Annotated in this window: 31 protein-coding genes and 1 tRNA gene; 14 read left to right on the top strand and 18 right to left on the bottom strand. The window is 71.4% G+C overall.

Features of this window, described 5'->3' with window-relative positions:
- Positions 1-6 precede the first annotated feature (6 nt).
- The 6 genes from AB0C12_RS16660 to AB0C12_RS16635 are packed head-to-tail and all read right to left on the bottom strand — an operon-like array spanning position 7 to position 6,557.
- Entirely contained in the window at positions 7-1,221 is a 1,215-nt protein-coding gene (locus AB0C12_RS16660) for a hypothetical protein (protein WP_360548645.1), read from the bottom strand.
- Positions 1,218-2,519: a CMP-5'-phosphonoformate--3-phosphoglycerate phosphonoformyl transferase gene (locus AB0C12_RS16655; RefSeq protein ID WP_360548643.1), complete on the bottom strand. Its 1,302-nt coding sequence runs from the start codon at positions 2,517-2,519 to the stop codon at positions 1,218-1,220. Before AB0C12_RS16655 ends, AB0C12_RS16660 begins: the two co-directional genes overlap by 4 nt.
- Positions 2,452-3,045 (bottom strand): adenylyltransferase/cytidyltransferase family protein, encoded by a 594-nt coding sequence (locus tag AB0C12_RS16650; protein WP_360548641.1) that lies wholly within the window; start codon positions 3,043-3,045, stop codon positions 2,452-2,454. Before AB0C12_RS16650 ends, AB0C12_RS16655 begins: the two co-directional genes overlap by 68 nt.
- On the bottom strand, positions 3,042-4,181 hold the full coding sequence (gene aepY / locus AB0C12_RS16645) for a phosphonopyruvate decarboxylase (RefSeq protein ID WP_360548639.1): 1,140 nt from the start codon (positions 4,179-4,181) through the stop codon (positions 3,042-3,044). Before aepY ends, AB0C12_RS16650 begins: the two co-directional genes overlap by 4 nt.
- A gap of 55 nt (positions 4,182-4,236) precedes the next feature.
- A complete protein-coding gene (locus AB0C12_RS16640) occupies positions 4,237-5,256 on the bottom strand; it encodes a C-terminal binding protein (protein ID WP_360548637.1) in 1,020 nt (339 codons plus the stop codon).
- Positions 5,256-6,557 (bottom strand): histidine kinase, encoded by a 1,302-nt coding sequence (locus AB0C12_RS16635; protein ID WP_360548635.1) that lies wholly within the window; start codon positions 6,555-6,557, stop codon positions 5,256-5,258. The genes AB0C12_RS16640 and AB0C12_RS16635 overlap by 1 nt, the downstream gene beginning before the upstream one ends.
- Positions 6,558-6,852: 295 nt before the next feature.
- Here AB0C12_RS16635 and AB0C12_RS16630 point away from each other — a divergent pair, with 295 nt between their 5' ends.
- Positions 6,853-8,124 (top strand): NAD(P)/FAD-dependent oxidoreductase, encoded by a 1,272-nt coding sequence (locus tag AB0C12_RS16630; protein WP_360548633.1) that lies wholly within the window; start codon positions 6,853-6,855, stop codon positions 8,122-8,124.
- 36 nt (positions 8,125-8,160) lie between these two features.
- On the opposite strand, the gene AB0C12_RS16625 is transcribed toward AB0C12_RS16630, so the two are convergent.
- On the bottom strand, positions 8,161-9,033 hold the full coding sequence (locus AB0C12_RS16625) for an SMP-30/gluconolactonase/LRE family protein (protein ID WP_360548631.1): 873 nt from the start codon (positions 9,031-9,033) through the stop codon (positions 8,161-8,163).
- A gap of 60 nt (positions 9,034-9,093) precedes the next feature.
- Here AB0C12_RS16625 and AB0C12_RS16620 point away from each other — a divergent pair, with 60 nt between their 5' ends.
- Positions 9,094-9,246, top strand: coding sequence for a hypothetical protein (locus AB0C12_RS16620; protein ID WP_360548629.1), 153 nt, complete (start codon positions 9,094-9,096; stop codon positions 9,244-9,246).
- Positions 9,247-9,317: 71 nt separating this feature from the next.
- A tRNA-Ile gene (locus tag AB0C12_RS16615) sits at positions 9,318-9,391 on the top strand.
- Between the two features lie 56 nt (positions 9,392-9,447).
- On the opposite strand, the gene AB0C12_RS16610 is transcribed toward AB0C12_RS16615, so the two are convergent.
- Positions 9,448-9,525 carry a hypothetical protein gene (locus AB0C12_RS16610; protein ID WP_360549042.1) on the bottom strand — a complete coding sequence of 26 codons (78 nt, stop codon included), beginning with the start codon at positions 9,523-9,525 and terminating at the stop codon, positions 9,448-9,450.
- A 227-nt stretch (positions 9,526-9,752) separates the two neighbouring features.
- Here AB0C12_RS16610 and AB0C12_RS16605 point away from each other — a divergent pair, with 227 nt between their 5' ends.
- Together AB0C12_RS16605 and AB0C12_RS16600 are read left to right on the top strand one after the other, a co-directional pair.
- The gene (locus AB0C12_RS16605) at positions 9,753-9,908 is read left to right on the top strand and encodes a hypothetical protein (protein WP_360548627.1); all 156 of its coding nucleotides are present in this window, start codon (positions 9,753-9,755) and stop codon (positions 9,906-9,908) included.
- An 86-nt stretch (positions 9,909-9,994) separates the two neighbouring features.
- Positions 9,995-10,483: a hypothetical protein gene (locus AB0C12_RS16600; RefSeq protein WP_360548625.1), complete on the top strand. Its 489-nt coding sequence runs from the start codon at positions 9,995-9,997 to the stop codon at positions 10,481-10,483.
- Positions 10,484-10,553: 70 nt separating this feature from the next.
- On the opposite strand, the gene AB0C12_RS16595 is transcribed toward AB0C12_RS16600, so the two are convergent.
- Together AB0C12_RS16595 and AB0C12_RS16590 are read right to left on the bottom strand one after the other, a co-directional pair.
- Complete coding sequence (locus tag AB0C12_RS16595) at positions 10,554-11,924, bottom strand: aldehyde dehydrogenase family protein (RefSeq protein ID WP_360548623.1); 1,371 nt, start codon at positions 11,922-11,924, stop codon at positions 10,554-10,556.
- On the bottom strand, positions 11,921-12,790 hold the full coding sequence (locus tag AB0C12_RS16590; protein ID WP_360548621.1) for a fumarylacetoacetate hydrolase family protein: 870 nt from the start codon (positions 12,788-12,790) through the stop codon (positions 11,921-11,923). Before AB0C12_RS16590 ends, AB0C12_RS16595 begins: the two co-directional genes overlap by 4 nt.
- Positions 12,791-12,877: 87 nt before the next feature.
- On the opposite strand from AB0C12_RS16590, the gene AB0C12_RS16585 reads away from it, so the two are divergent.
- The 3 genes from AB0C12_RS16585 (at position 12,878) to AB0C12_RS16575 (ending at position 17,365) form a co-directional block, all read left to right on the top strand.
- A complete protein-coding gene (locus AB0C12_RS16585) occupies positions 12,878-13,648 on the top strand; it encodes an IclR family transcriptional regulator (RefSeq protein ID WP_360548619.1) in 771 nt (256 codons plus the stop codon).
- A gap of 268 nt (positions 13,649-13,916) precedes the next feature.
- The gene (locus tag AB0C12_RS16580) at positions 13,917-15,350 is read left to right on the top strand and encodes an extracellular solute-binding protein (RefSeq protein ID WP_360548617.1); all 1,434 of its coding nucleotides are present in this window, start codon (positions 13,917-13,919) and stop codon (positions 15,348-15,350) included.
- Positions 15,347-17,365, top strand: a complete 2,019-nt coding sequence (locus tag AB0C12_RS16575) for an ABC transporter permease subunit (protein WP_360548615.1) — start codon at positions 15,347-15,349, stop codon at positions 17,363-17,365. The genes AB0C12_RS16580 and AB0C12_RS16575 overlap by 4 nt, the downstream gene beginning before the upstream one ends.
- A gap of 6 nt (positions 17,366-17,371) precedes the next feature.
- Here the strand turns inward: AB0C12_RS16575 and AB0C12_RS16570 are convergent, their stop codons facing one another.
- Complete coding sequence (locus tag AB0C12_RS16570) at positions 17,372-17,614, bottom strand: hypothetical protein (protein ID WP_360548613.1); 243 nt, start codon at positions 17,612-17,614, stop codon at positions 17,372-17,374.
- Between the two features lie 122 nt (positions 17,615-17,736).
- Here AB0C12_RS16570 and AB0C12_RS16565 point away from each other — a divergent pair, with 122 nt between their 5' ends.
- Complete coding sequence (locus AB0C12_RS16565; protein WP_360548611.1) at positions 17,737-17,934, top strand: hypothetical protein; 198 nt, start codon at positions 17,737-17,739, stop codon at positions 17,932-17,934.
- 313 nt (positions 17,935-18,247) lie between these two features.
- Entirely contained in the window at positions 18,248-18,463 is a 216-nt protein-coding gene (locus AB0C12_RS16560) for a hypothetical protein (protein ID WP_360548609.1), read from the top strand.
- On the opposite strand, the gene AB0C12_RS16555 is transcribed toward AB0C12_RS16560, so the two are convergent.
- The 4 genes from AB0C12_RS16555 to AB0C12_RS16540 are packed head-to-tail and all read right to left on the bottom strand — an operon-like array spanning position 18,460 to position 20,720.
- Positions 18,460-19,254: a hypothetical protein gene (locus tag AB0C12_RS16555; protein ID WP_360548607.1), complete on the bottom strand. Its 795-nt coding sequence runs from the start codon at positions 19,252-19,254 to the stop codon at positions 18,460-18,462. The genes AB0C12_RS16560 and AB0C12_RS16555 overlap by 4 nt on opposite strands.
- A gap of 16 nt (positions 19,255-19,270) precedes the next feature.
- Entirely contained in the window at positions 19,271-19,588 is a 318-nt protein-coding gene (locus AB0C12_RS16550; protein ID WP_360548605.1) for a hypothetical protein, read from the bottom strand.
- On the bottom strand, positions 19,585-20,316 hold the full coding sequence (locus AB0C12_RS16545; protein ID WP_360548603.1) for a hypothetical protein: 732 nt from the start codon (positions 20,314-20,316) through the stop codon (positions 19,585-19,587). Before AB0C12_RS16545 ends, AB0C12_RS16550 begins: the two co-directional genes overlap by 4 nt.
- Positions 20,313-20,720, bottom strand: coding sequence for a hypothetical protein (locus AB0C12_RS16540; protein WP_360548601.1), 408 nt, complete (start codon positions 20,718-20,720; stop codon positions 20,313-20,315). The genes AB0C12_RS16545 and AB0C12_RS16540 overlap by 4 nt, the downstream gene beginning before the upstream one ends.
- Positions 20,721-20,849: 129 nt before the next feature.
- Between AB0C12_RS16540 and AB0C12_RS16535 the strand changes: the two genes are divergently transcribed.
- From AB0C12_RS16535 to AB0C12_RS16525, 3 genes are read left to right on the top strand one after another with little or no spacing between them, the layout of a single operon-like run.
- A complete protein-coding gene (locus AB0C12_RS16535) occupies positions 20,850-21,512 on the top strand; it encodes a helix-turn-helix domain-containing protein (protein WP_360548599.1) in 663 nt (220 codons plus the stop codon).
- Complete coding sequence (locus AB0C12_RS16530) at positions 21,509-22,246, top strand: MIP/aquaporin family protein (protein ID WP_360548597.1); 738 nt, start codon at positions 21,509-21,511, stop codon at positions 22,244-22,246. The genes AB0C12_RS16535 and AB0C12_RS16530 overlap by 4 nt, the downstream gene beginning before the upstream one ends.
- Positions 22,243-22,647: an arsenate reductase ArsC gene (locus AB0C12_RS16525; protein ID WP_360548595.1), complete on the top strand. Its 405-nt coding sequence runs from the start codon at positions 22,243-22,245 to the stop codon at positions 22,645-22,647. Before AB0C12_RS16530 ends, AB0C12_RS16525 begins: the two co-directional genes overlap by 4 nt.
- On the opposite strand, the gene AB0C12_RS16520 is transcribed toward AB0C12_RS16525, so the two are convergent.
- Positions 22,622-23,440: a hypothetical protein gene (locus AB0C12_RS16520; protein ID WP_360548593.1), complete on the bottom strand. Its 819-nt coding sequence runs from the start codon at positions 23,438-23,440 to the stop codon at positions 22,622-22,624. The two genes, AB0C12_RS16525 and AB0C12_RS16520, sit on opposite strands and share 26 nt — an antisense overlap.
- A 140-nt stretch (positions 23,441-23,580) precedes the next feature.
- Here AB0C12_RS16520 and AB0C12_RS16515 point away from each other — a divergent pair, with 140 nt between their 5' ends.
- On the top strand, positions 23,581-24,042 hold the full coding sequence (locus AB0C12_RS16515) for a DUF4386 domain-containing protein (RefSeq protein WP_360548591.1): 462 nt from the start codon (positions 23,581-23,583) through the stop codon (positions 24,040-24,042).
- Here the strand turns inward: AB0C12_RS16515 and AB0C12_RS16510 are convergent.
- The gene (locus AB0C12_RS16510) at positions 23,988-25,391 is read right to left on the bottom strand and encodes an NAD(P)/FAD-dependent oxidoreductase (protein WP_360548589.1); all 1,404 of its coding nucleotides are present in this window, start codon (positions 25,389-25,391) and stop codon (positions 23,988-23,990) included. The two genes, AB0C12_RS16515 and AB0C12_RS16510, sit on opposite strands and share 55 nt — an antisense overlap.
- 212 nt (positions 25,392-25,603) lie before the next feature.
- A complete protein-coding gene (locus tag AB0C12_RS16505; protein ID WP_360548588.1) occupies positions 25,604-25,945 on the bottom strand; it encodes a hypothetical protein in 342 nt (113 codons plus the stop codon).
- Positions 25,946-26,000 lie beyond the last annotated feature (55 nt).

The raw sequence follows: 26,000 nt of genomic DNA, 5'->3' as shown, positions 1-26,000 counted from the left end.
TCTCCTTCACGTCAGAGGGCTCGTCCGCTCCGCCACGGCCTCGGCCAGGCGGAGAAGCTGGTTGTACTGATTGAGCCGGTCGCCGCGGCGCGGGCCACCAACCTTGATCAGGCCGGCGCCGACCGCCACCGCCAGATCACACATCGCGGTGTCGCCGGTCTCGCCCGAGCGGTGCGACACCGCCAGCCGCATCCCGGCCGTCTGCGCCGTCCGTGCCGCCGACAACGCGCCCGTGACGGTTCCGGCCTGGGTGGGCTTCAGCAGGATTCCCCCGGCGAGCGCCGGATCGATACGGGCGGCGTCGGTCGCGAACAGGTCGTCGCCGTACACCGTCGTGCCCGGCGGTAGCCGGGCGGGCAGTTTCAGCCAGGCGTCCGCGTCCGCGGGGTCGTACGGATCCTCCAGGTAGGACAGCGGCACCACCCCGCCGGCGAGCTCGGCCAGCCGGTCGGCGAATGCCCCGGCCTCGAGGACGGCCCCGGCGAAGCGGTACCGGCCGGGGGCGACACACAGGTGTTCCGCCGCGACATCCACGCCGATCGAGCATTCGCCGACCCGCCCGGCTCGCTCGATCGCCTCACGCAGCATGGCCACCTGGGTGGCGCTGTCGGCGGGGATCAGCATCCCGCTGGACGCGGAGAGCCGCGGTGTGCCGTGGGCGCGGGTGGCGAGATCGGTGGCCACGGCGAAGACGTCCAGGGCCAGTTCGACGTCATCGATCAGCCCCGCGGTCTCCGGAACGAGCATCACCTGCTGGAAGCCGTCCGGTTCCCCGGCGTGGTGGATGCCGCCGGAGAACACGTTGACCAGCAGCCGCGGCACGCCGGGGACCGTACCGGCGGCCGCCGCGAGGTACTCGTGCAGCGGAAGGCCCTGTCGAGTGGCCCCGGCGCGGGCGAACGCGACCGACAGCGCCACAGTCACGTCGGAGCCGAGCGACCCGGTGGCGTCCAGCTCGCGCAGCAACCGGTCGAACTCGGCCTGCGGGCCGGCCGGCTGCCCGACCAACGATCGGTCCAGCCCCGCCACGAGCCCGGTGTGCCCGAAGGACCCGAGGCGGTTGTCCGCCCGCCGCCCCCGCTCCCGCCGCCCCGGTGCGATCGCCCGGGGCGCGGAACCGCGTCCGGTCACTCCGTCGGTGAAGGCGAGATCGGCCTCGACGGTGACCTGGGCCCGTGAGTCCAGGATGCCGCGCAGGCGCAGACCGGAGACCCGGGTCATGCCGTCGTCCGGACGGAGATGAGCCAGCCGAGCAGATCCTTCGCCCGCTGCACCGGCAGGGCGCCGCGAGCGGCGGGCCCCTCCCCGAAAGCGGTCACCGCGTCCGGCCGCACGCCGGACCCGAAGACGACGGCGGGCACCTGATCGGCCGAGTGGATGCCGAGCGCACACGGGGTGGCGTGATCGCACGTGACCACCAGGGTGTCGGCCGGGGTCAGCCGGTCAGCGAGCGGACCGACGAAGCCGGCGTCGATCTCACTGATCGCCCGGACCTTGTCCGCCGGCCGGCCGTCATGACCCGGCTCGTCCGGACCCTTGAGATGGACGAAGACGACGTCCGCCGGGTCGGCCAGCACGGCCGGCACCAGTTCCTGGTAGAACTGCGGATCGGTCTGCCCCGGACCCGTGCGCGCCGTCGTGAACCGGCCACCGATCAGACCGGCCAGCCCTCGCTCGGCCGGCACCTGTCCGTACATCGACAAGGCGAGCTTGCCGGCGGCGAAGCCCGGCAACCTCGGTGGCCGGCTGCCCCCGTCGCGCACCAGGATCGTGTTCGCCGGGCGCCGGCCGGCCCGCGTACGGGCCTCGTTGACCTCGCTGCGCCGCAGGATCTCGCCGCTCTGCCGGACGAAGTCGTTCACCAGCATCGCGGTGTACCCGGCCGCGTCGTCGTCGACCAGAGGCTTGGCCTCCAGCGGGGCGGACACCGGGGTGTTGACGGGGATGCCGAATGCCCCCCGGTTGACGAATCCGGGATCGGTGTTGCTGACCTGGCCCGACAGGGGCACCGTCCCGCTGGTGAAGGCGAGGATCCCCCGGTGCCGGCCGAAACCGGTGAGCCGCAGCGTCACGCCCGCCGGCATGGTCACGCCGGCCAGGAGTTCCTCGACGAGGACGGCCAGCTCCGCGTCGGACAGATCCCGGGAGGTCCGCCGGTCGAGCTCGCCGGATCCCGGACGGGCACTGGCGAAGTTGATCCGGAACGCCGCACAGTAGCCGCCGCCGGCTTCCAGGAAACCCATCCCGAGGCCTTCGAGCGGACCGCGTCCGGTGTAGTGGACCAGCGGGTCGTATCCGAGCAGAGCCATCGCCCCGGAATCCGACTCCGGTGGCACCCGCTCGCCGATGACATCGAGCAGCCCGGAAACGCCGGCTGTCGCGAGCCGGTCCAGGTGTGGCGTCGCGGCGGCCTCGAACGAGGTACGGCCACCCAGGGCCGGATCCGGCCGGTCACCGCCCCCGCACAGGGCGATCAAGAAGATCCGTCCCGCGACCGGCTGCCTCGCGAATTCGGACATCGCTGCCACACTCCTTGATCACTCGGGCGACGCCCGGCGCCACCAGCTCTTCCCAGGGCAGAGACGAGGCGATGGCCTGCCGTACGCGGCTGCCGCTGATCGGTTTGTCGGTGCGCCGCCACATCAGCTCGGTCATGAGTCCGAGGGACCGGAACCGCTCCAGCTTCGTGTCGCCCCACTCGTCGTAGACCGTGAGCAGGTAGACGGCGTCGCGCGGGGCGTAGTAACGCAGGCGTTGCGGGAAGCTGTGCGGGAACGGCACGATCCGCAGACGTTCACGGGCGATGCCGGCCTCGGTGAGCGCGGCCTCGGTCATCAGGTACCGCTCGTAGTAGGTCCACGGGTTCGCTTCGTCGGTGCTCCGGGCCGGGTCGGACTCCTCGACGGCGATCTGGGTGGGATCCGGATTGGTGATCCCGACGACGAGCACGTCGGCCCGGTCGGCCCCGGCCAGCAGGTACTCGAGGTGGCCGAGGTGCAGGGGCTGGAACCGGCCGTGGATGACGGCCACCGGGTGCCTGCTCATCCGACGGGCTCCCCGACGAAGGCGCGGAACCGGCGGGCGACCTCGGACGGGGTCACCCGGGGCCGTCCCAACGGCGAGTGCGACCCCGGCTCGATCGGCAGGTGGATGAAGGACGGGCCCGGTCCGTTCAGGGCGCTGTGCAGCGCCTCGGTCAGATCGGCCAGGCCGTGGCACCGGTGCACCTGGGCATATCCGCAGGCGGCGGCCACGGCGGCGACGTCGACGGCGGCGGACAGCGTGCGCTGGCCGCCGGTTGAGTCGTGCACGCCGTTGTCGAGCACGATGTGCACGAGGTTCTCCGGGCCGTGCGTCGCCGTTGTGGCCAGGCTGCCCATCCGCATCAGCAGTGCGCCGTCGCCGTCGATGACCACGACCGGCCGGGGTGTGTGCAACGCGACCCCGAGACCGACCGACACGGCGGAACCCATCGCGCCGACCAGGTAGAAATGCTGCGGACGGTCGGCGATGGTGTACAGCTCCCGGCTGGTCTTGCCGGTGGTGGAGACGACCGCCGCGTCGTCCGGCAGCTCGGTGACCAGGGACTCCAGCGCGGCCCAGCGGGTCGGCGCCGGTGCGTCGGGGTACGAGACCAGCCGCGGCTCTCGAGCGGTGGGCGCCGCCTCGTGCAGCGGCTCGTCCATCACCCGGCCGGCCGGGAGCACGACGGCGTACGGCAGCTGCTTGTCCCGCAGGAACTGCCAGGCGCTGTGCAACGCGCGGGGCAGCTCAGCCGGCGCCGCCGGTAACAGGCCCCAGGGGATCTCCATGAGATCGAGCAACGAGCCGGTGATCCGCCCCATCAACTCGTGCTGGGGCTCGTCGGGACGGCCCGGCTCGCCACGCCAGGTGACCATGGCCAGCAGCGGAATCTGCGCCGGATAGCTCAGCGAGGTCAACGGGTTCACCATGTTGCCCAAGCCGGAGTTCTGCCCGATGGCGCAGCCCAGGCCGCCGCCGAGCCACGCGCCCGCCGCGATCGCCGCGGCCTCGCCCTCGTGCGTCGCGGCCAGGTAGCGCACCCGTGGATCGCTGATCGCCCGATTGATCACCGGGGTGAGGTACGAGCACGGCACCCCCGTGACGGTGGTGACCCCGCCGGCGATGAGCTCCGCCATCAGGCCTCCCGCGTCGATCATCGTGCTCCTCGGGTGGCCGGTCCGGTGCCTGCGTGACCGGGTGTGGTCTGCTGCTTCATGCGACCTGTCCTTCCGGTGGTGGCGTTCCGCCGACGAGCACGGCGCGTACCCCGGCAGCGACCCGGCGCCGCAGGCTGAGCTCCGACTCGTGGGACAGGAACGCGCGGTGCGAACTGACGACGACGTCGTCACGGGCGAGCAACCGCCGGCCGGTCTCGCTCCGGTTGGGGTCCTCGGGCGAGAAGACGTCCGAGGCGTACCCGCCGAGCCGGCCCTCGCTCAGCGCCGCCAGCACGGCAGCCAGGTCGACCAGGCCGCCCCGGGCGGAGTTGACCAGGAGGGTGCCGGGACGGGCGGCGGCCAGCACTGCCGTGTTCACGAGGTCACGGGTCTCGGCGGTCAGCGCGGCGTGCAGGATGACGGCATCGGCCCGCTCGAACAGCTCGGTCAGCCGGTCGACCCGGTCCACCCCGTGGCTGGCCATGAGGTCCGCCGGCACGTACGGGTCATGGGCGAGCACCCGGCGGTAGAACGGCTGCAGTTTGCGGGTGGTGGCCCGCCCGATCCGGCCGAAGCCGACGATGCCGGCGACCCGGTCCGCGGCGCGACGCGGGATCTGGCCCCGGTGAATGCCCCATTCATCCGCTCGGACCAGCCGGTCCTGGACGCAGATTCCCCTTTCGAGGGCGAGCAGCAGCGCCAGGGTGTGCGTGCTGACCTCGTCGCCGCAGTAGTCCGGGATGTGGAAGCCGTACACGCCACTGCGGCGCAGCAGCTCGCCGTTGAGGTTGTCGATGCCGACCCCGCTACGGGCGATCACCCGGCAGCCGGGGCCGGCCGCTTCGAGCAGCTCCGGCGTCACCTGGCAGCGATAGACGACCAGGGCATCGGCGCCCTTGACCGCCTGGTGCAGCTGCTCACCGGCGAGCACGTAACCGGTGTCGAACGGTCCCAACTCGACGGAGATCCCTGGGCCGAGGATTCCCCGCTCGAGCTCGGCGCGGTCCGGGCGCAGGCTGCCCGTCTCGTCGACCGCCCAGGCCGGATCGGTGTACACCACCCGCAGGCCGACCATCAGCTGTCGTATCCCCAGCCGCGGGTGTCCCGGCGGCTGCGGCGCGCAGTGGCGGCGACGGCGAACGTGTTGGTGAGCTCGAACAGGTCGAGGTAACCGGCCCGGCTGCCGGAGCCGAACCGCAACACCGAGCCGGTGCCCGACCAGCGGTGCCGGACGAACGGACCGGCCCAGGCCGACGCGTCGACCTCCAGCCCGGCCGACTGCCAGGCGCCGTCCTGATCCTGCCAGCTCAGCACCGGTGCGCCGGAGATCACCAGGTAATGGCTCTCGTTGGCCTCGACGAGGTCGCCGCCGTGCTCGCCCGCGGCCGTCTCCACCTGCAGGAACGTTCCGCTGAGGTCGCTCAGGTGCGGGGCGCTGGCCATCGACGCGACCCGGTATCCGCGGAAGTCCCGCTGGGTCCGGCGGCCCTCGGCCACGGACGTCCACGTCTTGCCGACCGGGTCGTGCCGCCGCTCCGGCGGCAGCAGCAGCCGGTAGTCGAAGCCGAGAGCCGAACCGAGGGCGCGCATCTCGGGCAGCGAGCCGAACGGGTCGGTGAGGATCTGCTTGACGCCGGCCTCGGTGATGCCCGCGGCCGCAGCCGCGCCGGCGGTGTCGTAGCAGCGCCGGGCCAGCAGAAGCTCGAGGAGAGCCGCCGGCTCGGTCCGTTCGGGCAGCGCGTCGAGGAAGTTGGCGAAGGCGGGCTCGGACCAGGTGTTCAGCTCCTCGACCAGCGGCACGAGATTCGACTGTCCGGTGTACGAGACGATGCGGGCGGCTTCCGCACCGGCCAGCGAGTACGAGTGCGGGCAGTACGACGGCTCCACGTAGGAGTCACCGGTGATCCACCGATCGGTGTCCCGGTTGGCCTCGAGCACCTGCCAGGTCGCCTCGGAGAGGTTTTCACCCCAGCGCCCGTGGATGTCACCCGGGCCGAGGTTCACCGTGATGGCCGGCTCGAGGTGACCGTTGTTGAGTGCCGGCAGCCGGTCCGGCGGGCACAGGATGTCCAGGATCACCGGTGACACCCGGCCGGCCGGGGCGGCCATCGAGTAGTAGTTGTAGAAGTGGATGCCGTCGCGTTGGATCGGCCGGCACGTGTCTCGCAGCTCCTGCGCCGACTGCAGGACCACGGTCAGGTCCGGCTCGGTATTCGTCGACAGCTGTCCCGGCTCGACGCGCAGCGCGGCCGCGCAGGCGCTGAAGACCTCGTCCGGGACCGGCGCACCGCCGTCCGACAGCAGTGCGGCCATCTGTTCGCCGGAAAGGCCCGCCTGCTCGGCGACCTGCTGGGCGGTCACCTTCCGGAGATTCATCCAGTGCCTGACTTTGAACGGGTCGATCGGCATGGGTCCTCGACTCTCGCAACGAGAAGCGTCAGGTGTGACCGATCCGCGTCCGCGCCGGTGGGTACCGACCGAAAAACGCTCAAGGGATCTGTCACTACGATGTTGTGAATCAAAACTACGGTGCAGCGCGTAAGGAAGTCAACACATCGCGGCGGACCGCGATCTGCCGCCGTGTCCGGTGCGGTTGTTCTTTCGCCTGCTGAGATGCCGGTCCGCCGTTAGGCTGAGGTCTGCGTTGTTTGTCCTCCAGTGAGGTGTGCCCGTGTCGCAGCCCGTATCGGTGGACGTCGTCATCGTCGGCGGCGGTCTCGCCGGACTCGCCGCTGCCCGGCGCCTGGACCGCGCCGGGGTGAACTGGCTGCTGGTGGAGGCGGCCGAGCGGATCGGCGGCCGGGTGGCCACCGACGTGGTGGACGGCTGGCGGCTCGACCGCGGCTTCCAGGTGCTCAACACGGCGTACCCGCGGGTGCCGGCGCTGGTCGACGTCGACGCCCTCGACATGCGCTACTTCACCTCCGGCGTGCTCGTACGCCGCGGCCCGGGCCTGCACCGCCTGGAAAATCCGCTGCGAGAGCCGCGCTCGGCGCCCCGGACACTGACTTCGGGGGTGGGCTCGCTCGCCGACCGCCTCAAGTTCGCCGCGCTGGCCACCCGCTACGCGACGTTCCCGCCGGCCCGGCTGCTCGACGCCCCGGAGATGACGACCCAGGAAGCGCTGCGGTGTGCGGGCCTGTCGCACCGGATGATCGAAGAGGTGCTGCGGCCGTTCCTGTCCGGCGTCTTCGCCGACCGCTCCCTGGACACGTCCAGCCACGTGTTGGCGATGGTGCTGCGCTCGTTCGCGCGGGGCCGGATCGGGGTGCCCGCGAGCGGGATGGCGGCCCTGCCCGCGGCGGTGGCGGGCCCGTTGCCGTACCCGCAGCTGCTGGTCGGCGCCCGGACCCTCTCGGTCAGCCCGGGCCAGGTCGTGACGGACGGTGGGGAGCTGCGCTGCCGCGCGGTCATCGTGGCGACCGACCCGGCCACGGCGGCGACCCTGCTGCCCCGGCTGCCGGTGCCGGACATGCGCGGCCTGACGACGTACTACTTCGGCGCGGACCAGGCCCCGATCGACGAGCCGACCCTGCTGCTGGACGGCGACCGCCGCGAGATCGTGGCCAACACGGTCGTGATGTCGAACGCGGCCCCCGAGTACGCCCCCGCGGGCAAATCCCTGATCGCCGCCTCGTCGGTCGGCGTCTCAGCCCCGTCCGGCGCGTCGGAGGCGGTGATCCGGGTCGAGCTGGCTCGCATGTACGGCGTCCCGACCGACGACTGGGAGCTGCTGAGCGTGGTGACGCTGCCCCACGCCCTGCCCGCGGCGAACGTCCCGCAGGCCCGCCTCCGCAAGCCCGTGGCGCTGGGCGACGGCCTCTTCGTCGCGGGAGACCACCGCGACAGCCCGTCGATCCAAGGCGCGCTGGCCAGCGGCTGGCGTACGGCCGGTGAGGTCCTGTCCTCGCTGGGCGCGACGGTCAGCTCGCCGCCGGCCTGACCGCCGGCGCTGTCCTGCTCCGGCTGGGCGCGACGGTCAGTTCGCCGGCCGCCTGACCGCCAGCGCGGGCAATCCCCGCGCGGGCGCGTCGGTGACCAGGACGGCGCCGTCGTCCGGCCCGGGCGCGTCGAGGCCGCCCCGCCCGCTCGTCACAACCAGCTGCGAACCGGCCAGGCACACGCTGGTCGGCTGCCGGGCCGGGACGGGCACGACGCGATCCAGCTGCCCGTCCGGCCGGTAGCGCCGCACGGCACCGCCGCCGAAACAGGCGACCCACAGGAACCCGTCGGCGTCGAGGGTGAGTCCGTCGGGAGAGCCCTCGTCGGGCCCCAACTGAACAAATTCCTGCCGCCCGCTGAGCTCCCCGGTGGCCGGGTCGACGTCGAACCGCTGCACCAGCCCGAGCGGGGTGTCGGAGAGGAACATCGTCCGCCCGTCAGCGGTGATCGCCGGGCCGTTGGCGATGGTCAGCCCGGTGAGAACGGTGTGCACCCGGCCGTCCGGGTCGAAGCGGTACAGCGCGCCGCCCTTCGGCGACTGGTCGCAGGCCATGCTGCCGGCCCAGAACCGCCCGGCCGGATCGGCGGCGGCGTCGTTCATCCGCCACTCCTTGCCGGTGACCGGCTCAGCGCCGGCAAGCTCCCGGACCCCGGCGGGCTCCAGCAGCCAGAAACCGGTCCCGGCCGCGGCGAGCCAGCTCCCGGGCGCATCCCGTACGGGAGCCACGGCGGCCAACGGCACGTCGAGCTCGGCGAGCAGAGTGAGGGTCTGGGGGCTTTCACCGGTGGGTGTGGGCGTACCGAAAAGGCGACCCGCCGGAATGTCGACCAGCACGACCCGGTCACCGACCCAGCGGCTGCCCTCGCCGAGCTCGAACCGGTCGGAAGAGAGCGCACGCACATCGGTCATGCCCGGCACATCCCCTCAGGCGCCGGGCCTGAAACAGGCCGGGCCGGGTAGAGACCGGCCATGGACTCTCACACGGAACCCGAACCGGACGCCACCCAGGGCCCGCAGGACCCGAAGCAGGAACACCCGCCGCAGGAGGCCCACGGCGGAAGCATGGCCCCGGATCTGGTGGACGACACCGGCCACGCCAAGCCGCAGGACGACGAAAAGTAGCCGCTCACCGTGCCGTCGGCGAAGATCGGTAGCTGGGAGTTGAGCAGCCGGGATAGGATCGCCGCCGGTACGGGGCGGTAGCTCAGTGGGTTAGAGCAGGGGACTCATAATCCCTCGGTCGCGGGTTCGAGTCCCGCCCGCCCCACTGGTCAGGGTGTGCCCTTGTGTCGACGTGGGCTGAGGAGGAAAGGCGCCAGGAGCTCACGCGCGGGCGATGCCGATCCGTTGACGTTCGCCGCCGGAGAGTTGATGCGGTCGGCGGTCGGCCTTGTGCGTCATCTCCACGTCCGCGAGCAGGTCGGCGGGGGCTGAGCTGGGCGACCAGCCGCAGCTGCTCAAGTGCCGTGAGGGCCGGTATCAGGTTGCCGCTCTGGAACACGAATCCGATGTGGTCACGCCGGTACGCGGCGCGCTGCTTGACGGTCATGCCGCCGAGGTCGCTGCCGTCCACGGCCACCAGTTCACCCGGGGGACTGTCAGATCCGATCAGCACCGAGGGCGCCTCGATGGCGAACGGCACCGCGCTGCCGCTGATCAGCCCGCCGAACCCGACGCCGACGACGATCCCCGCGCCCATCGCCCGCAGCACCGCCAGCTCGTGTCTGCGGTTGATGGTCCAGACGGTGAAGAACGCACCGACGACCAGTGCCGGGATGGCATAGAGGAAGGACTGGATGAAGCTGCAGCGCCGAGGTCTCGGCGGTGTAGCCGGGCGAGCTTAACCCGGTCTGATCTACGATCGGCGGCCATGCGCCTGCGTGCTCTCGCCATCCTCGTTCTCGTGCCCGTCCTGCTGATCGCGGGCGGTGTCGGTGTCTGGTACGTGGTCACGCAGAAGGAGGGGCGATACGACGCGGCCCCACGCGCATGTCAGAAGATCCGGCCGGTGGTCGACGAGCTGGGTGTGCCGTACGAGCTGCGGCCGGCCGGCAAACCGGCGGTCTGTGATCTCCGGCTGCCGAAGGACCACCCGCGGTACACCGACGCGCCGAAGCTCACCGTGAGCTTCCACGAACCGGTGCTCGACATCGCCGGCGCGAAGCGGCTGATGAGTGACATCCGTTCCCGGCCCGGCGTCACCCCGTTGACTGATGTCGGCGACGACGCGTACGTCCAGGACTCTGATTTTCATGTGCGGGTCAGCAACCTGGTGGTCACCGTCACGGTCCACCCCGACCAGATCAGCGCGCCGGACCAGGTCAGAGACTTCATCGCCGCCCTGGCCGACCACCTCTGACCGGGCCGGGCCCAGATCCGTGATCCACCAGCTGGACGCCGCTGACGGGTCGACTAGGCGGGCCGGTGACCTACGGGGTGAGCGTGACGGTCACCGTGCGCGTGTAGAAGTCGCGGGCCGCTGTCCCCTGCTCGCGTGGCCCGTAGCTCGACTCCTTCTCCCCGCCGAACGGCGCGTGGAAGTCGACCCCCGTCGTGGGCGCGTTGACCTTCACCATTCCAACATCCAGCCGGTCCGTCAGCGTCAGCGCCGCCCCCAGACTCTGGGTGTACACGGCCGCCACCAGCCCGTGCCGTACGTCATTGGCCGTTTGGGCCGCTGCCTCCGCTGATTCCGCCGGCAGCACCACGCACACCGGCCCGAAGTACTCCTCGGTCAGCAGGTCGTCGCCGGCCGGCACACCTGCCAGCACGGTCGGCGCCTGGAACCAGCCGTCACCGTCAGGCTGCCGGGCGCCCGTCAGCACCTTGGCACCCCCTGCGCCGGCTCGCTGCACCGCTGACCGGATCGCCTCGCGGGGCCGGGATTCGATCAGTGGGCCCACCACCGTGGACGGGTCGGCCGGGTCGCCCACGGGTAGCGCCTCGACCGCTGCGGCCAGTCGCTCGGCGAACGGGGCCGGGTCGCCGACCACGATCACCCGGCTGGTCGCCGTACATTTCTGTCCGGCGTACCCCATCGCCGCCGCCGCGATGGCCTTTGCTGCCGCTTCCTGGTCTGCGTCCGGTAGGACGATGGCGGCGTTCTGGCCGCCCATCTCGCATTGGACCGGGATGCCGCGGGTGACCGCCCGCCGGGCCACCGCCTGCCCGGCCGCCACCGACCCGGTGAACGAGACGGCATCCGTCGTGTCGACGATCGCCTCGCCCGTGCCGCCGAGGCCGGTCAGGACCGTCAGCACGCCGTTCGGGAGGGTTCCGGCGAACAGTTCGGCCAGGCGCAGCGCCACCGCGGAGGATTGCGGGGCGGGCTTGAGGAGCACGGTGTTGCCGAAGGCCAGGGCCGGCGCCGCCTTCCAGAGGGGGATCGCCACCGGGAAGTTCCAGGGGGTGATCAGGCCGACGACGCCGTGCGGGCGGCGGCGGGTGTGCAGCAGGGACACGCCGTCGGCCGGGGGATACACCTCGCCCTCGGGGTGCAGGGTCTGCTGGGCGAAGTAGCGCAGGATCGCCACGCCCCGGCCGATCTCGGCGCCCGCCTCGGCGCGGGGCTTGCCGACCTCGCGCACCACCAGGTCGGTCAGTTCGGCGGTCGCGGCCAGGACCGCCTCGGCGCAGGCGTGCAGTGCGGCTGCCCGGGCGTGCGCCGGCTGGCGCGCCCAACCGGGGGCCGCTTCCCGGGCTACGCCGGCCGCTGCGGCCACCCTGTCCGGCGCTGTGTCGGGTACGCGCACAACAACGTCCGACGGCGCTTGCGGGGAGAGGCTCTCGATCGTGGTCATGCTTGTCCCTTCCCGTTGGTGGCCCCGCCGACCGCGACGACGGAGTTGGTCAGTGTGCCGAGTTCTGCCGACGTTATCTGGATCGTGTCCCCGGGATGCGTGGTGAAGTCGGCGTCCGGCACCACCCCGGTGCCGGTCAGCAGCACCACACCGGCCGGGAAGCTCAGCGCCCGGAACAGCCAGCCGGCCAGGTCCTCGAAGCCGCGGGCCATCTCCGCCGTCGTCGTCGTACCGGTGTAGGCCTCCCGGCCGTCCCGCAGCACCCGCAGCCCGATCTGGAACGGGCCCGGGCCGACCGCCCAGCTCGGCACGATCGCCGGGCCGACCGCGCAGCAGCGGTCGTAGATCTTCGCCTGCGGCAGGTAGAGCGGGTTCTCGCCCTCGATCGACCGGCTGCTCATGTCGTTGCCCAGGGTGTAGCCGAACACCTCGCCCGCCGCGTTGAGCACCAGGCCGACCTCGGCCTCGGGGACGTCCCAGCCGGAGTCGGCGCGGATCCCGACGGCGTCGCCGTCGCCGACGACCCGCCACGGGCTGGACTTCAGGAAGAGCTCGGGGCGGTCGCTGTCGTAGACCTGGTCGTAGAGGGAGCCATGCCCGGACTCCTCCTTGCGGCCGTCGCGGCTGCGCAGGTACGTGACCCCGGCCGCCCACACCTCCTGCTCGTCGACGGGTGGCAGCACCTTCTGCCCGGGCATGTCGCCGCGGGTGTCGCGGGCGGCGGCCTCGACCACAGCGCGGGCCTGGTCGAGCGGTACGGCGAGCAGGCCGGCGAGCGTACCGTCGAGCTCGCCCCACCCGCCGTCCTGGCACACCGCCCAGCGCGAGGTGTCGCCGTCGCGCAGGTGGTGAAGGGAAATCGGCATTGGCTATCCTCGGTGTGTAGTAGTGCGGGAAAAATGTGCGGTTACCCTCTGCAGGTGCCGGTCCGGCATTTCGAAGGGACTATCGACATGCCCCGTGTGGTACCGGCGGTCATCCGCGCTCTCGACGTCCTCGAACTGTTCCTGGACCGCCCCCAGCTGTCGGCGCGCGAGGTGATGGAGCGGCTCGACCTGCCCCGCACCACGGTTCACGAGCTGCTCGTCACGCTCGAGGCCCGCTCGTACCTGATCTCCGTACCCGGCCAGCCGGTCCAGTACCGGCTCGGCATGCCCCTGTTCCAGCTGGGCGCGGCGTTCGCCGGCCGGCTCGACCTGGTCCGTGAGGCGCAGAGCGTCGCGCGGGACGTGGGTGCCGCCTGCAACGAGGCCGTCCACGTGGCCGTGCTCGACGGCCCCGACGTCATCTACCTCGTCAAGGTCGACAGCACCCACCCGGTCCGGATGGTCTCCGCGGTCGGGCGGCGGTTGCCGGCGCACTGCACGGCGGTCGGCAAGATCCTGCTGGCCGCCCTCGACCCGGCCGCCCTGGACGCGGTGCTGGCCAAGGGCGCCCTGTCCGGCATGACGCCGGACAGCATCACCGACCCGGACCGGCTGCGGGCCCATCTCGAACGGGTACGGTCCGAGGGCATCGGGGTCGACATCGGCGAGTCCGACAGTGCCATGCGGTGCGTCGGCGCGGCCATCCGCGACCACTCCGGTGCCGTCATCGCCGGGATGAGCATCTCCGCGCCGATCATCCGCTGGACCCCGCAGACGCAGGTGGAGTGGACCGAGCTGGTGCGCGAGGGCGCGGCCACGCTGTCCACCCGGATGGGCTACCGGGCCCGCTCTTACTGACCGGCTTGCCCGTTCCGGTCGGAAATCGCATTGAAACATTGACACCTCTCGCGGTGGTCCTCTAGCGTCGCGTCCACTCGACACGATATCTCGAACTGAGTTCGAAATCTCGAACGGCGGTGGCCCGTGACTCTATCGATCTGCATCACCGGCGCCGCCTCGACCCGGTCGCTGCTCGCCGCACGCGAGGTCCTTCGGCCACCGGCATCAAGACACAGCTAGAGCCACGCCCTTCGGCGGCGGCGGTGCGAGGAGACGGAGGAGGCGAATGTCCATGGACAAACCGGCCTGGTCCCGGCGCGGCTTTCTGGGGATGGGGGTGGGGGTGCTCGGCGCAGCCGGTCTGGCGGCGTGCGGGGACACCTCCGATTCACCCACCAAGGTGCAGCCGGAGGTTCCGCAGGAGCTGATCGACGCCGCGGCGACGATGAAGGGCTCCTCGATGGGGGTGCTGTCGCAGAAGCTGTACTCGACGGCGGCGAACGAGGCGCTCGACAGCTCGATCGCCAAGTTCGCGTCGGCCACCGGCACGAAGATCGAGAACAGCCTGGTCCAGGCGGACGCCGGTGACGTGGTGGCCAAGATCGACGCCGAGGTCAAGGGCGGGGTGGCGCGCGACCTGGCGTTCATGACCGACTCGCGGTTCGTCGCGCAGTTCCAGGCGCTGGGCGACCTGGAGGACGTGACGGACGTCGTCAAGGCGCTGACGGCCAAGTACGGCGAGCCCTGCGCCGAGGCCAAGAACTTCTGCGTCTTCGACGGCAAGTGGTTCGCGATCCCGTACCACTTCATCGGGATCGGGTCGTTCCTGCGCAAGGACTGGATGCAGGACAAGGGCATCACCCCCAAGGAGGGCTACAGCTGGGAGGAACTGCGGGACCTGTGCCTGGCGATCTCCGATCCGAGCAAGCGCCGGTACGGCTGGGGCATGACCGTCAACCGGTCCGGCGACGCCAACGGCATGATCGAGGCACTGATCAACTCGTACGGCGGGGCGATCGCCACCAACGACGGCAAGAAGGTCACCTTCGACACCCCGGAGACGGTGCAGGCGGTGACGTTCCTGGGTGACATCTACACCAATCCCAAGTTCAAGCCGATGCTGCCGCCGGGCGTGGCCAGCTGGACCGACACCAGCAACAACGAGAACTGGCTGGCCGGGATCCTCGGCTACACCCGCAACCAGTTCAGCGTCTACGCCGACTCCCGGACCAAGAAGAACCCGGTCCACGAGAACACGTACGTCTTCTCCGACTGCACCGGGCCGGCGACCGACACGCCGCTGCTGCTCGGCCAGTCCCAGGGCTTCGTCGTCTTCAAGGGCGCCAAGAACCCCGGGCTCGCCAAGCTCCTGGCGCAGTACCTGGTCAGCGCGCCCGCGCTCGCCGGGGTGGCCAAGGAGGCGCCCGGCCTGGTCATGCCCGCCTGGCAGAAGGTCTGGGACGCCGACCCGTTCTTCACCAGCGGCGACCCGGCGTTCCCCATGCTCCGCAAGATCACCGAGCTGTCGCTGCCCCTGAAGACCAAGAACGGGCTGACCTTCCCGCAGAAGGCCAGCGCGGGCCAACAGGCCGTCGGTGGCGCGTACGTCCTGACCGACATGATGCAGCAGGTCGTGCAGGGAACGGCGCCCGCGCAGGCCGTGAAAGCCGCCCACGCCAAGATGGTGCAGATCTTCACCCAGCAGGGGCTGCCACAGTGAGCTCGGTCCGTTCCGCGCCGGCCCCGGCGAAGCGGGCATCCCCGCCGCCGGGGCCCGGCTCCCTGACGAAGACCCAGCGGCGACTGGGTCGTGACTGGCGGCTGGCGGTGCTGTTCCTGGCGCCCACGGCCCTGCTCGTCGGCGGTCTCGTGCTCGTGCCGATCGCCCGGTCGATCATCACGAGCACCACGGAACGGCACGGGCAGGAGAGCGTCTTCGTCGGCCTGGACAACTACCTGGCCCTGGTCAGCGATCAGCAGTTCCACACGGGCGTGGTGAACTCGTTCGTCTTCACCGCGTACGCCGAGATCTTCAAGGTGGTGCTGGGCCTGGCCGCGGCCCTGCTGCTGCACCAGCGCCGCCGGGGACGGGCGGTGATCGCCGGGCTGCTGCTCGTGCCCTGGGTGGTGCCGACGGTGGTGACGGCGTTCAGCTGGCGGGCGCTGCTCGACCCGATCTTCGGCAGCGTCAACAACCTGCTGACCGCCTCGGGGATCGGGCCGCTGCTGGTGGACCTGCACCTGGTCGACAGCTGGCCGGCGGGATGGCTGTCCGACCCGTCGCTGGCCATGCCGTCGGTGATCCTGGTCAACGTCTGGAAGGGCGTACCGTTCTTCACGGTCTGTTTCCTCGCGGGTCTGAAGTCGATCCCGGCCGAGCTGTACGAGGCGGCGACCATCGACGGCGCCTCGACGTGGCAGCGGTTCGCCAACGTGACCCTGCCCGGGCTGCGGCACGTGATCACCGTGACGGTGACCCTGTCGTCGATCTGGACCTTCAACAACTTCGACCTCATCTGGCTGCTGACCCAGGGCGGCCCAGGTGACGTGACAGCACCGTACGTGCTCGTCGCGTACTCGAAAGCCATCCTGCAGTTGCAGTACGGCGCGGGAGCGGCGGTCACGCTGGTCATGCTGCCGATCATCGGCGCGCTGGTGTTCGTGCTGGTCCGGCTGCTGCGCCAGGACACCGGCACCCCGTCGCGCCGGCGGCTCCAGGCGGCCCAGTGGGCCGGCACGGCCCGCAAGGCGCTGCCGTGGGTCGTCGCCGCGGTGGTCACCGGCCTGCTGGCCTGGGCGTCCCCGCAGATCTTCTGGAAGGCCGTGGTGGTCCTCGCGGTGTTCCTGCTGATCGCCGCGGCGGTCGGCCGGGTGGTCACTGGTCTGCAGTCGCGGGGCGGCCGCCGGTCATCGTCGGTCGTGTCGCGGCTGGGGTCCGGTGTGGCGCTGGCCGGACTGCTGGCCTTCGTGCTGGCCCCGCTGTACTGGATCGCCGTCACGGCGTTCAAGTCTGAGGGCCAGGTCGTCATGCGCGACAACGACCTGTGGCCGACGCCGTGGACCCTGGACCAGTTCGGTGCTTTGTTCACCAACCAGCCGTTCGGCCGCTGGTATCTGAACACCCTGCTGGTGTCCGCGGCCTCCACCACGGTCGCCCTGATCTGCGCCGCCCTGGCGGGCTACGCGCTGGCCCGGCTGCGCTTCCGCGGGGCGCAGGGCTTCACCGTCACGGTGCTGCTCACGTACGTGATGCCGGGCGCGCTGCTGTTCATCCCCCTGTACCAGATGCTCATCGGCGTGCGGCTCACCGACTCGTTGTGGTCGCTGGTGGTGACGTACCCGACGTTCACGCTCCCGTTCGCGACGTGGCTGCTGGTGGGCTACTTCTCGTCGATCCCGGTGGAACTGGAGGAAGCCGCGCTGGTCGACGGCTGCACCCGCCTGCAGGCGTTCGGCCGGGTGGTGCTGCCGCTGGCCAAGCCGGGACTGCTGGCGGTCGCGCTGTTCACCCTGACCAACGCCTGGAACGAGTTCCTGTTCGCCTTCGTGTTCATCACCAAGGACGAGTACAAGACCCTCCCGGTGGGGATGCAGTCGATGATCGCCGGGGACGTCGTACCGCAGGGACAGCTCGCCGCGGCGTCGCTGCTGGTCAGCATCCCCGTGGTGATCATGTACGCGTTCGGGCAGCGCTTCCTGACCGAGGGCCTCACCGCGGGGGCGGTGAAGGGCTGACCGGCGTCACTCGCACTCCGGGTCGTCCGGCAGGTCGATCAGCGCGGCTTTGTCGTCGAGGAAGTCGCGGAAGCCGATCGGCCAGTGCACCGGCGCCGGGAACAGGCCGGGCTGGGGCTCGACGGACAGCGCCACCCGGACCAGGATGTCCGCGACCGCCGGTGGCACCGACCGGCTGTCGCGGGCATCAAGCAGCAGGGACCGCTCGCCTTCGCCCAGGGAGTTCCAGGCGTCCTCGAACTGCTCCATGGCCCCACCGTAGGACGGCGCCGCGGGATGCCGAGCTGGTTCGCTCCGGAGCGGTGAATTACGCCGACGTAGTTTGTTTGACCTGGTAGCGGCCTTGATCGACAGGACGTAGCGTCGATCGGATGGAGCCCAAGGTCCAGTACGCGATGCAGACGGCGGACGGCGCGTGGCGCGTCGAGATCGTCAAGCGCGGGCGGACCCAGTGGTACCGGGTCGTGCACGAGGACAACATTCTCGACTGGCTGAGCATCGCGGCGGTCCAGCGGATCCTCGGCGAGGCCGGCATCGACATGGCCGACCTCGGTGAGGCCGCCGCCTAGCTCCGGAAGGTCGCGTTGCCGCTCTCGTCGGCGGCGACCACCTGCTCAGTCTCGCCGTGACGGTCGTGGTCCCGTAGCCGTCGGCGTCCGCGTCGACGGTCGTTGCCGGGCCGTCGTTGAACCGGTAGGTGAACGATGCCGTGCCGGGCACAGCACTCCAGAAGCGGATCGTCCGCGGCTCACCGACCCCGGCGTCCGGCCCGGCCCCGGCGGCCCGCCGGCACCTCGCGCAGGCCCGTCGTGTCCGACGGCAGCGCGATGGGGAAGGGGCACAAGTCCTCCGGTGGTGGCGGGTGGCTCTTACGCTCGGGACGTGGACCGACAACGCGATACCACCGACCCGGCCGCCCTGCTGGTGCTGGCCCGGGACCTCAGAACCGCCGCCGTCGTCGCCGGTCGCGCCGATGTCGTCGCCAAGGTGGACGAGGTCATCCTCCTGATCGCGGGCGCGGACGAGCCGGCCGCCACCGAACGCGACAGCGACAAAGCCGATACCGTCGTCCGCATCCTGGACGGGCTCGGCTTCTAGTCCTTTTTGAGCGACCAGTCCGCGTCGTCGTCCTTGACCGTGCCGTCGCTGTACTGGGCCGAGTTGGACGTCGGCCACACCTTGTTCGGGAAGCTGGACGGGTCGACCGCGTCGCCGTGCAGCAGAGCCAACGCCGTGACCTGTGCCCCCACGAACGCGGTCACCGTCGCCAGGGCGGTGCCGATGATGGCCGTGTTGACGCCCGCTTCCTCCAGCATCAGGGCCGCGCCGGCCCAGGAGAACGCTGCTGAGGCGTACGCGGCGATGATGGTGATGGTCGCCGCGATCAGCTTGGCCAGGACGCCCGCCAGCGTCAGGTAGAAGGCTGCCCCGGCCAGCGCGCACGTCAGCAGGTTGGCCGAGGTGCTGGTCGCGATCGAGCCGATCCGGGAGGCCGCCGCGGCCTGCGCGCCGACCGCCGTGCCGTACGCCTCCCGCGCGTCGCCGGACCACTCCGAGTTGTCGATGGCCAGGTTCTGGTCCGTCAGGTTCGCCGCCACGAGGTTGGCCTCGCCGCGGATCTCCAGCCACTTGAAGCCGTCGATGGCCATGTAGATCGGGGCCACCGCGCCCTTGAGCAGGTCGATGAACCAGTTCAGGATGTCCTGGCCGATCTCCACCGTCTTGGTGGCCAGCCAGGTGATGCCCTCGGCCACGGCGTCGGTGATGTACCAATGGTCGGTGGCCCGCTGCGCCGCCGGCGGGATCTTGCCGAGGTTGGCCGAGAAGGTCGCCATGCCGGACTCGATCTCGGCCAGCGTCGCCTCGAACTGAGCAGTGCTGAAAGTCATCGCAGGGTCCCCGTGGTCAGTAGATGTTGCGGATGCGGTGCTCGCTCGCCTTGTCCTCGGCGTCGTAGGTGTCGGCGACCGAGCGCAGGGTGCGCCCGATCTCCGTCATCGCGGTGGCGCCCTCGCGGGTCCGCGCCGCCACCGCGTCGATGATCTCGTTGTACGGGCCGACCATGATCTGGAACAGCCCCGCCTCCAGCCGGCCGAACTCCCGGGCGGCGACGTCGGTGCTGATCTTGTTGAGCTTGGCGCTCTGGTCGTCCCAGATGCCCGCCTCCTGGCGCAGCACGTTGGTGGCGACCGTCACCTCGTCCGGGGTGGGCAGATCACTCATGAGTTGTTTCCTCCAGCCGGGCGTCGTTCGGTGATCGCGCGCAGGGTCGCCAGCGCGTCGCCGAGCAGCCCGTCCAGGTCGGCACTCGGCGCGGTGGGAGCCGGGACGGCTTGCCGGGCGGCGCGCAGCGCCTGGGTGAGTGCGGCTGTGATGGCGTTGCTGTCGCGCCGGGCGGCCCAGTCGGGGTCGATGGTGCAACGGGCGAGGCCGCCGGGACCGAGCGCCACTGTCACGTACCGCTGCGGGTCCGTGCCCTCGACCGCGCCCGGCGCGGTCTCCGCCGGCTGCTGCACCGAGTGCAGGGCCTTGAGCACGTCCTCGGTGAGCTCGCCGGGATCGCGTTCGGTGCCGGCCGGCGGCCGGGCGACCGGGGCGGCCGCCGGATCCGGGCCGTCCTCCTCGGCGTGGGCGCGCCTGGTCCACCAGCGGTTGTCGTCGAGCTGGTCGGAGAAGGCCTTCATGCCCTGCCGGATCGCGTCGGCATTGGCGTCCATGACGGCCGCGCCCAGCCCGGCGGCCTCGATGCGGCGGTCCCAGCCGTCGCGCACGCTGATCGCCGTGGGCAGGCCGTCGCCGCCGAGCACGACCCGGACCCAGCCGGACGCGTCGCAGCCCTCGGCCTGCTGCGGGACGGCCTGGGCGAGCTGGGTCGCGAGCTCGCCGAACCGGGTCACCTTGGCCTGCAGTTGCTGGAGCCGGGCGAGCATGTCGCCGTCCACGGCCGTCACCGTCCGTTCCCGGCCGGGGAACGCAGTGCGGCCCGCCCGATCAGTGCGATGAACAGCGCGGAGTGGGCCATCAGCAGGGTGAACAACGCCAGGATGCCGGCGGTCGCGAAGCTGACGCCGAGGGCCACGGTCAGCGCCGCCGCGATGAACAGCGCGGTCGCGGTGATCCACCGGAGAGCGCCGGAAACCCCGCGCCACACCAGGATCGTGCCGACCACGGTCACCGCCAGCACGATCACCGCGAGGATCTCGGTGGCCGGGCTGCCGAACGCGGTGTCCTGCGCGAGGTCAGGCGCCGCCGCGCAGAACAACAGCACCCCACCCAGCTCCACCAGCGGCGCGACGAACCACAGGAAGAGCAGAAGACCACGACTGCTTCTGGTACGAGCCGACGACGCGGCCACCGCAACACCCCCGAAGATGACAGAACCGTCAGCCTGCCCGACCCGGCCGCAGCTCAGCAACCCCGCTCCGGCGCCCGCTCGGAGCCACGGCTCTTGCGGTGCCGAACAATCTCAGTAAGTATTGAGTCAATGGACACTGAGCGGAATTCCCTGCGGGAGCGGGCGCGGATCCACGCCGCGCTCGGTGACCCGGCCCGGCTGGCCATCGCGGACGCGCTCAGCCTCGGTGACGCCTCACCCGGCGAGATCGCCCGGGACCTGGGGATGCCCAGCAACCTCGTCGCCCACCACGTCAAGGTGCTGGCCGGGGCCGGCCTGCTGGAACGCACCCGGTCCGAGGCCGACCGGCGCCGCACGTACCTGCGCCTGCGGCCCGGCACTCTCGCCCGGCTGACGCCGCCTCGCCTGCCTGACACCGCCCGGGTCGTGTTCGTGTGCACCCACAACTCGGCGCGTTCGCAGCTGGCCGCCGCCCTGTGGGCGGACCGCACCCACCGGCCGGCCGCGTCGGCCGGCACCCATCCGGCCGAGCGGGTGCACCCCCGCGCGGTGCGGGTCGCCCGCCGGCACGGGCTGCGGCTCGACCCGGCCGCGACCGCGCACGTCAGCGACGTCGTGACCGACGACGATCTGATCATCGCGGTCTGCGACCGCGCTCATGAGGACCTGACTGCGACGGTACGGCCCCAGCTGCACTGGTCCGTCCCCGATCCGGTACGCGCCGACACCGACGCGGCCTTCGAGGACGCCTACACCGACCTGGCCGGCCGCATCGAACGGCTCGCGGCATGACCGGCACCGCGACCTGGCGACGGCTGCTGGCCGAGCTTGTCGGCACCGCGTTGCTCGTGACGGCCGTCGTCGGCTCGGGCGTCATGGCGACCACGCTGTCGCCGGACGACGCCGGCCTGCAACTGCTGGAGAACTCGGTCGCCACCGCGTTCGCCCTGGCCGCGCTGATCCTGACGTTCGGGCCGGTCTCGGGGGCCCACTTCAACCCGGTGGTCTCGGCGGCCGACTGGTTCCTCGGGCGCCGTACCGGAACCGGCCTGACCGCCGCCCACCTGGGCGGGTATGCCCTGGCCCAGACCGCGGGAGCGATCGCCGGCTCGGTGCTGGCCAACCTGATGTTCGACCTGGCGGCGATCGACCTGTCCAGCAAGGAGCGTGCCGCCGGGCACCTGTGGCTCGGTGAGGCCGTGGCCACGGCCGGGCTGATCCTGCTGATCTTCGCGCTGGCCCGGTCCGGGCGGGCGGCGGTGGCTCCGGCCGCGGTGGGCGCGTACATCGGCGCCGCGTACTGGTTCACCAGCAGCACCAGCTTCGCCAACCCGGCCGTGACGATCGGCCGGGCGTTCACCGACACCTTCGCCGGGATCGCGCCCGCTTCGGTGCCGGGCTTCGTCCTCGCCCAGCTCATCGGGGCCGTGGCCGGGACCGGTCTGCTGCTCGCCCTGTATCCCGGCGCCGGCGCGGCCGCCGGCGCCGTGGTCGTCCCCGACACCTCCGAGGAGTCCGTCCGATGAGCAAGCTCAGCGTCCTGTTCGTCTGCGTGCACAACGCCGGCCGTTCCCAGATGGCCGCCGGCTGGCTGCGCCACCTGGCCGGCGACCGGGTCGAGGTCCGTTCGGCCGGCTCCGCGCCCGGCCGGACGATCAACCCGGCCGCCGTCGAGGCGATGGCCGAGGTCGGCATCGACATCACCGACCAGACGCCGAAGAAGCTCGAATGGGAGACCGCCGAGAGCAGCGACGTCATCATCACCATGGGCTGCGGCGACGCCTGTCCGATCTTCCCGGGTAAGCGCTACGAGGACTGGAAGCTCGAGGACCCGGCCGGCCGGGGCGTCGAGTCGGTGCGCCCGATCCGCGACGAGATCAGGACGAGGATCGAGAAGCTGCTCACCGAGTTGGTCCCGGCGACCTGACCGGTCCGCTCAGCTCGGTGCAGTGCGCGATCGTCGCGTCGTCGGGGGACACCCCGCGGTCGGCTTCCGCCGCCCGGACCCGATCGATGACGGCGGCGGGTCCGCGCGCCGCCAGCGTGGCCAGGACCTCCGGCCACCCGGCCGGCCCGAACTTGTCGACGATCCGGCCGGCGCCATTGCTGAGCAGGACGGCACTGTCCAGCTCGGTGACCGGGCGGCTGCCGGTGAGTGCCTCGTACGCCGCCCGCGGATCGTCCTTGGCCACCCAGAAGCCGCCCGGCTCGTTGCGGTGGCCGCGCAGTTCGTCCAGGAGCCGCTGGTACTCGGCGGTGCCCTGGCCGGCCGCCGCCAGCGCGGGCAGATACGACCGGCTGACGACCACCTCGCGGGGATCATTGACCACCAGCGGCGCACCGGCCGTCCGGTCGAGCACCACAGTCGAGTCACCGAGCACGAGGTGGTCGGCGCGGCCGGCAGACACCCGCAGGACGGCCACGGTAGCCGACGGACTGATTCGGCTGGCGACGTCGCAGGTGTCCCGGTGATCGTCGGTGACCCGCACGATCGCCTCGGCGAGCAGCGCCGGGAGATCGTTGTCCGGCATCAGGGCGAGCAGGCTGAGGAGGCTGCCGCCCAGCCGGGTGGCATACCAGGCGACGCCGTGCCGGCAGACCGATCCGGCCCCGGGAATCCCGGCGCCGTCGACCACCACTGCCGCCATCGGTACGGCACCGGCGAAGTCCTCGTTCACCCGGCCGGCCCGGGCTGCCGCACTGACCATCGCCACCCGCACGCCGCCGCCCCTAACTGTCGGTGCGCTCGATGCCGTCGAGCAGCAGATCGATCGTGAACGCGAACTCCACCTGGCTGTCGCACCAGCCCAGCGTCGGGTCGGCGGCGTCGTGCGCCTCGGCCGCCATCATCGCCGACAGGTTGGGGGAGGGCCTCGGCCATCGCGGGCAGGTCCGCCTCGGTCGCTTCGACGTCCATGGTGCCGCCGGCCGCGGCCGGGCGATCCTGACCAGCTCGGCCCTGCTCGCGACCGTGGCCGACGTCGCCCGGAACCCGGTCGGCGACGCCGCGGCGGGCGTGCAGCTCATGTATCTCGTCAGCGGTCACCTGTGGACCGTGGGTGGGTTGTTCTTCGGACTGTGGCTCATTCCGATGGGCTGGTGCGTGCTGCGTTCCGGCTCGATGCCGCGGGCGTTGGGTTGGATCCTCCTCGGCGGTGGCCTCGGTTACGTGCTCAGCGCGTTCGTCGCCTACCTCGTGCCGGCGGCGGGCGGCGTCGCTGACGTGCTCGCGCTGCCCGCCTCCGTCGGCGAGTTCTGGATGATCGGCTACCTGCTCGTCCGGGGCGTGCCCGCGGCGACCGGGGTGCGGGAGCCGGCGTAGTCGTCCGGGGCGGCCGCGAAGGGATCGCCGTACCGGCGCATCGCGCTGCGGGCGTGGACCTGTTGCAGCGTGGTCACCCGTTCCGAGCGACCGCGGCCCAGGAAGCTGACCGCCCAGTGCAGCACCGCGGACACCCGGTTCTTGAAACCGACCAGGTAGAACAGGTGCACCACCAGCCAGATCAGCCAGGCCGGGAAGCCCGACAGGCGCAGGCCGCCGATGCTCGCCACCGCCGAGAAGCGGGAGATCACCGCGAGGCTGCCCTTGTCGAAGTAGTGGAACGGCTGCCCGCTCGGCCGGCCCGCGAGGCGGCGCTTGATCTGACCGGCCGCGTGCCGTCCGCTCTGGATCGCCACCTGGGCCACCCCGGGCAGCTGCTTGCCGTCGTCACCCGGCAGCGCCATCAGGTCACCCACGACGAAGATCTCCGGGTGGCCCGGTACGGTGCCGTCCGGCTCGACGTGGACGCGTCCGGCGCGGTCGGTCCCGGCGCCGGTGACCTCGGCCAGCCGGCGGGCCAGCGGCGGGGCCGAGACGCCGGCGGCCCAGACCTTGGTCATCGCGGGGATGCGCTCGTGGCCGCGTACGGTCTCGACCTCGATGCCCGTCGGGTCGACGCCGACGACCTTGGTGTTCAGCTCCACCTCGACGCCGAGCTGGTGCAGCTCGCGCAGCGCGCGGGTGGACAGCCGGTCACCGAAGGTGCTGAGCACCGCGCCGACCGCGTCGACCAGCACGACCCGGGCCCGGTGCGGGTCGATGTGCCGGTACTGACCCGGCAGGGTGCGGTGGGCCAGTTCGGCGATCTGACCGGCCATCTCGGTGCCGGTCGGGCCGGCGCCGACGATCACGAAGGTCATCCAGCGCTCGATGTCGGCCGGATCGGTCTGCAGGTCGGCGATCTCGAACGCGTGGAAGATCCGGGCCCGCAGCTCCAGGGCGTCGTCCACACTCTTCATGCCGGGCGCGTCCTCGGCGAAACCGTCGTTGCCGAAGTACGACTGGGAGGAGCCGGCCGCGAAGATCAGCGTGTCGTAGCCGACGGTGTAGGAGACACCCGGGCCGGCCACGTCGACGGTCTTCGCCTCGACGTCCACGTCCCGGACCCAGCCGAGCCGGACGTCGACGTTGCGCTGCTTGCGCAGGATCTCGCGGATCGGCGGCGCCACCTCACCCTCGGAGAGAATCCCGGTGGCGACCTGGTAGAGCAGCGGTTGGAACAGGTGGTACGTCGTGCCGTTGATCAGCGTCACGTCCACATCGGCGTGCCGCAGCGCCTTGGCGGCGAACAGCCCGCCGAACCCCGCTCCGACGATGACGACCCGGTGCCTCTGCGTTGTTCCTGACATCTTCAATTCCACCCTTTCACCCGGTAGAACGCCGTGGACCGGCGGCTACTGCCCGAAAGGGGTTCCGCTGAGGTGTGATCTGCCGAACCTCACGCGCGTCGCCACCGGTCTCGTCATCAGGACGAGTCGTCACCCGAAGGCGTGACACTTCCGGCGGGCAGCCAGGTGTGATGCGTGCCTCCGTACGGGGTCGGAGGAAGCGCTCGCCAGGGTCAGGCGCGGCCGGCGCGGGTGCGGGCGGCCGGGGCCGGGGCGAAGCGGGTGAAGCCGTTGTTGCGGGTGCGCCGGACCGGGGACGGTGTGGTCACCGTCGGAGCAGGCACGGTGGAGAGCACCGGCTGCGAGGGCTTGCTCGGTGCGACGGCCGGGGCCGGAGCCGGGGTCGGCGCAGGTGCCGCCGCGGTCGGGGGCAGGCTGGGGGCCGGCGGTGGCGGCGGGGTGTAGCTGCCGGTGGGCTCGTCCGGGCCGCGGGTCCAGCCCGGCCGGTAGGTCAGCAGGACGCCCGAGACGGCGCAGATCGCCAGCACGCCCATCAGGATCATTGTTTGCGTCATCCCGCCACGACCTTCCGCTCCACGCCCGAGCCGTTGGTTATCTAACCAATGACGG

Source organism: Actinoplanes sp. NPDC048967 (assembly GCF_040649415.1).
Taxonomy (GTDB): Bacteria; Actinomycetota; Actinomycetes; order Mycobacteriales; family Micromonosporaceae; genus Actinoplanes.
This window is presented reverse-complemented; position numbering and strand designations above follow the sequence as displayed.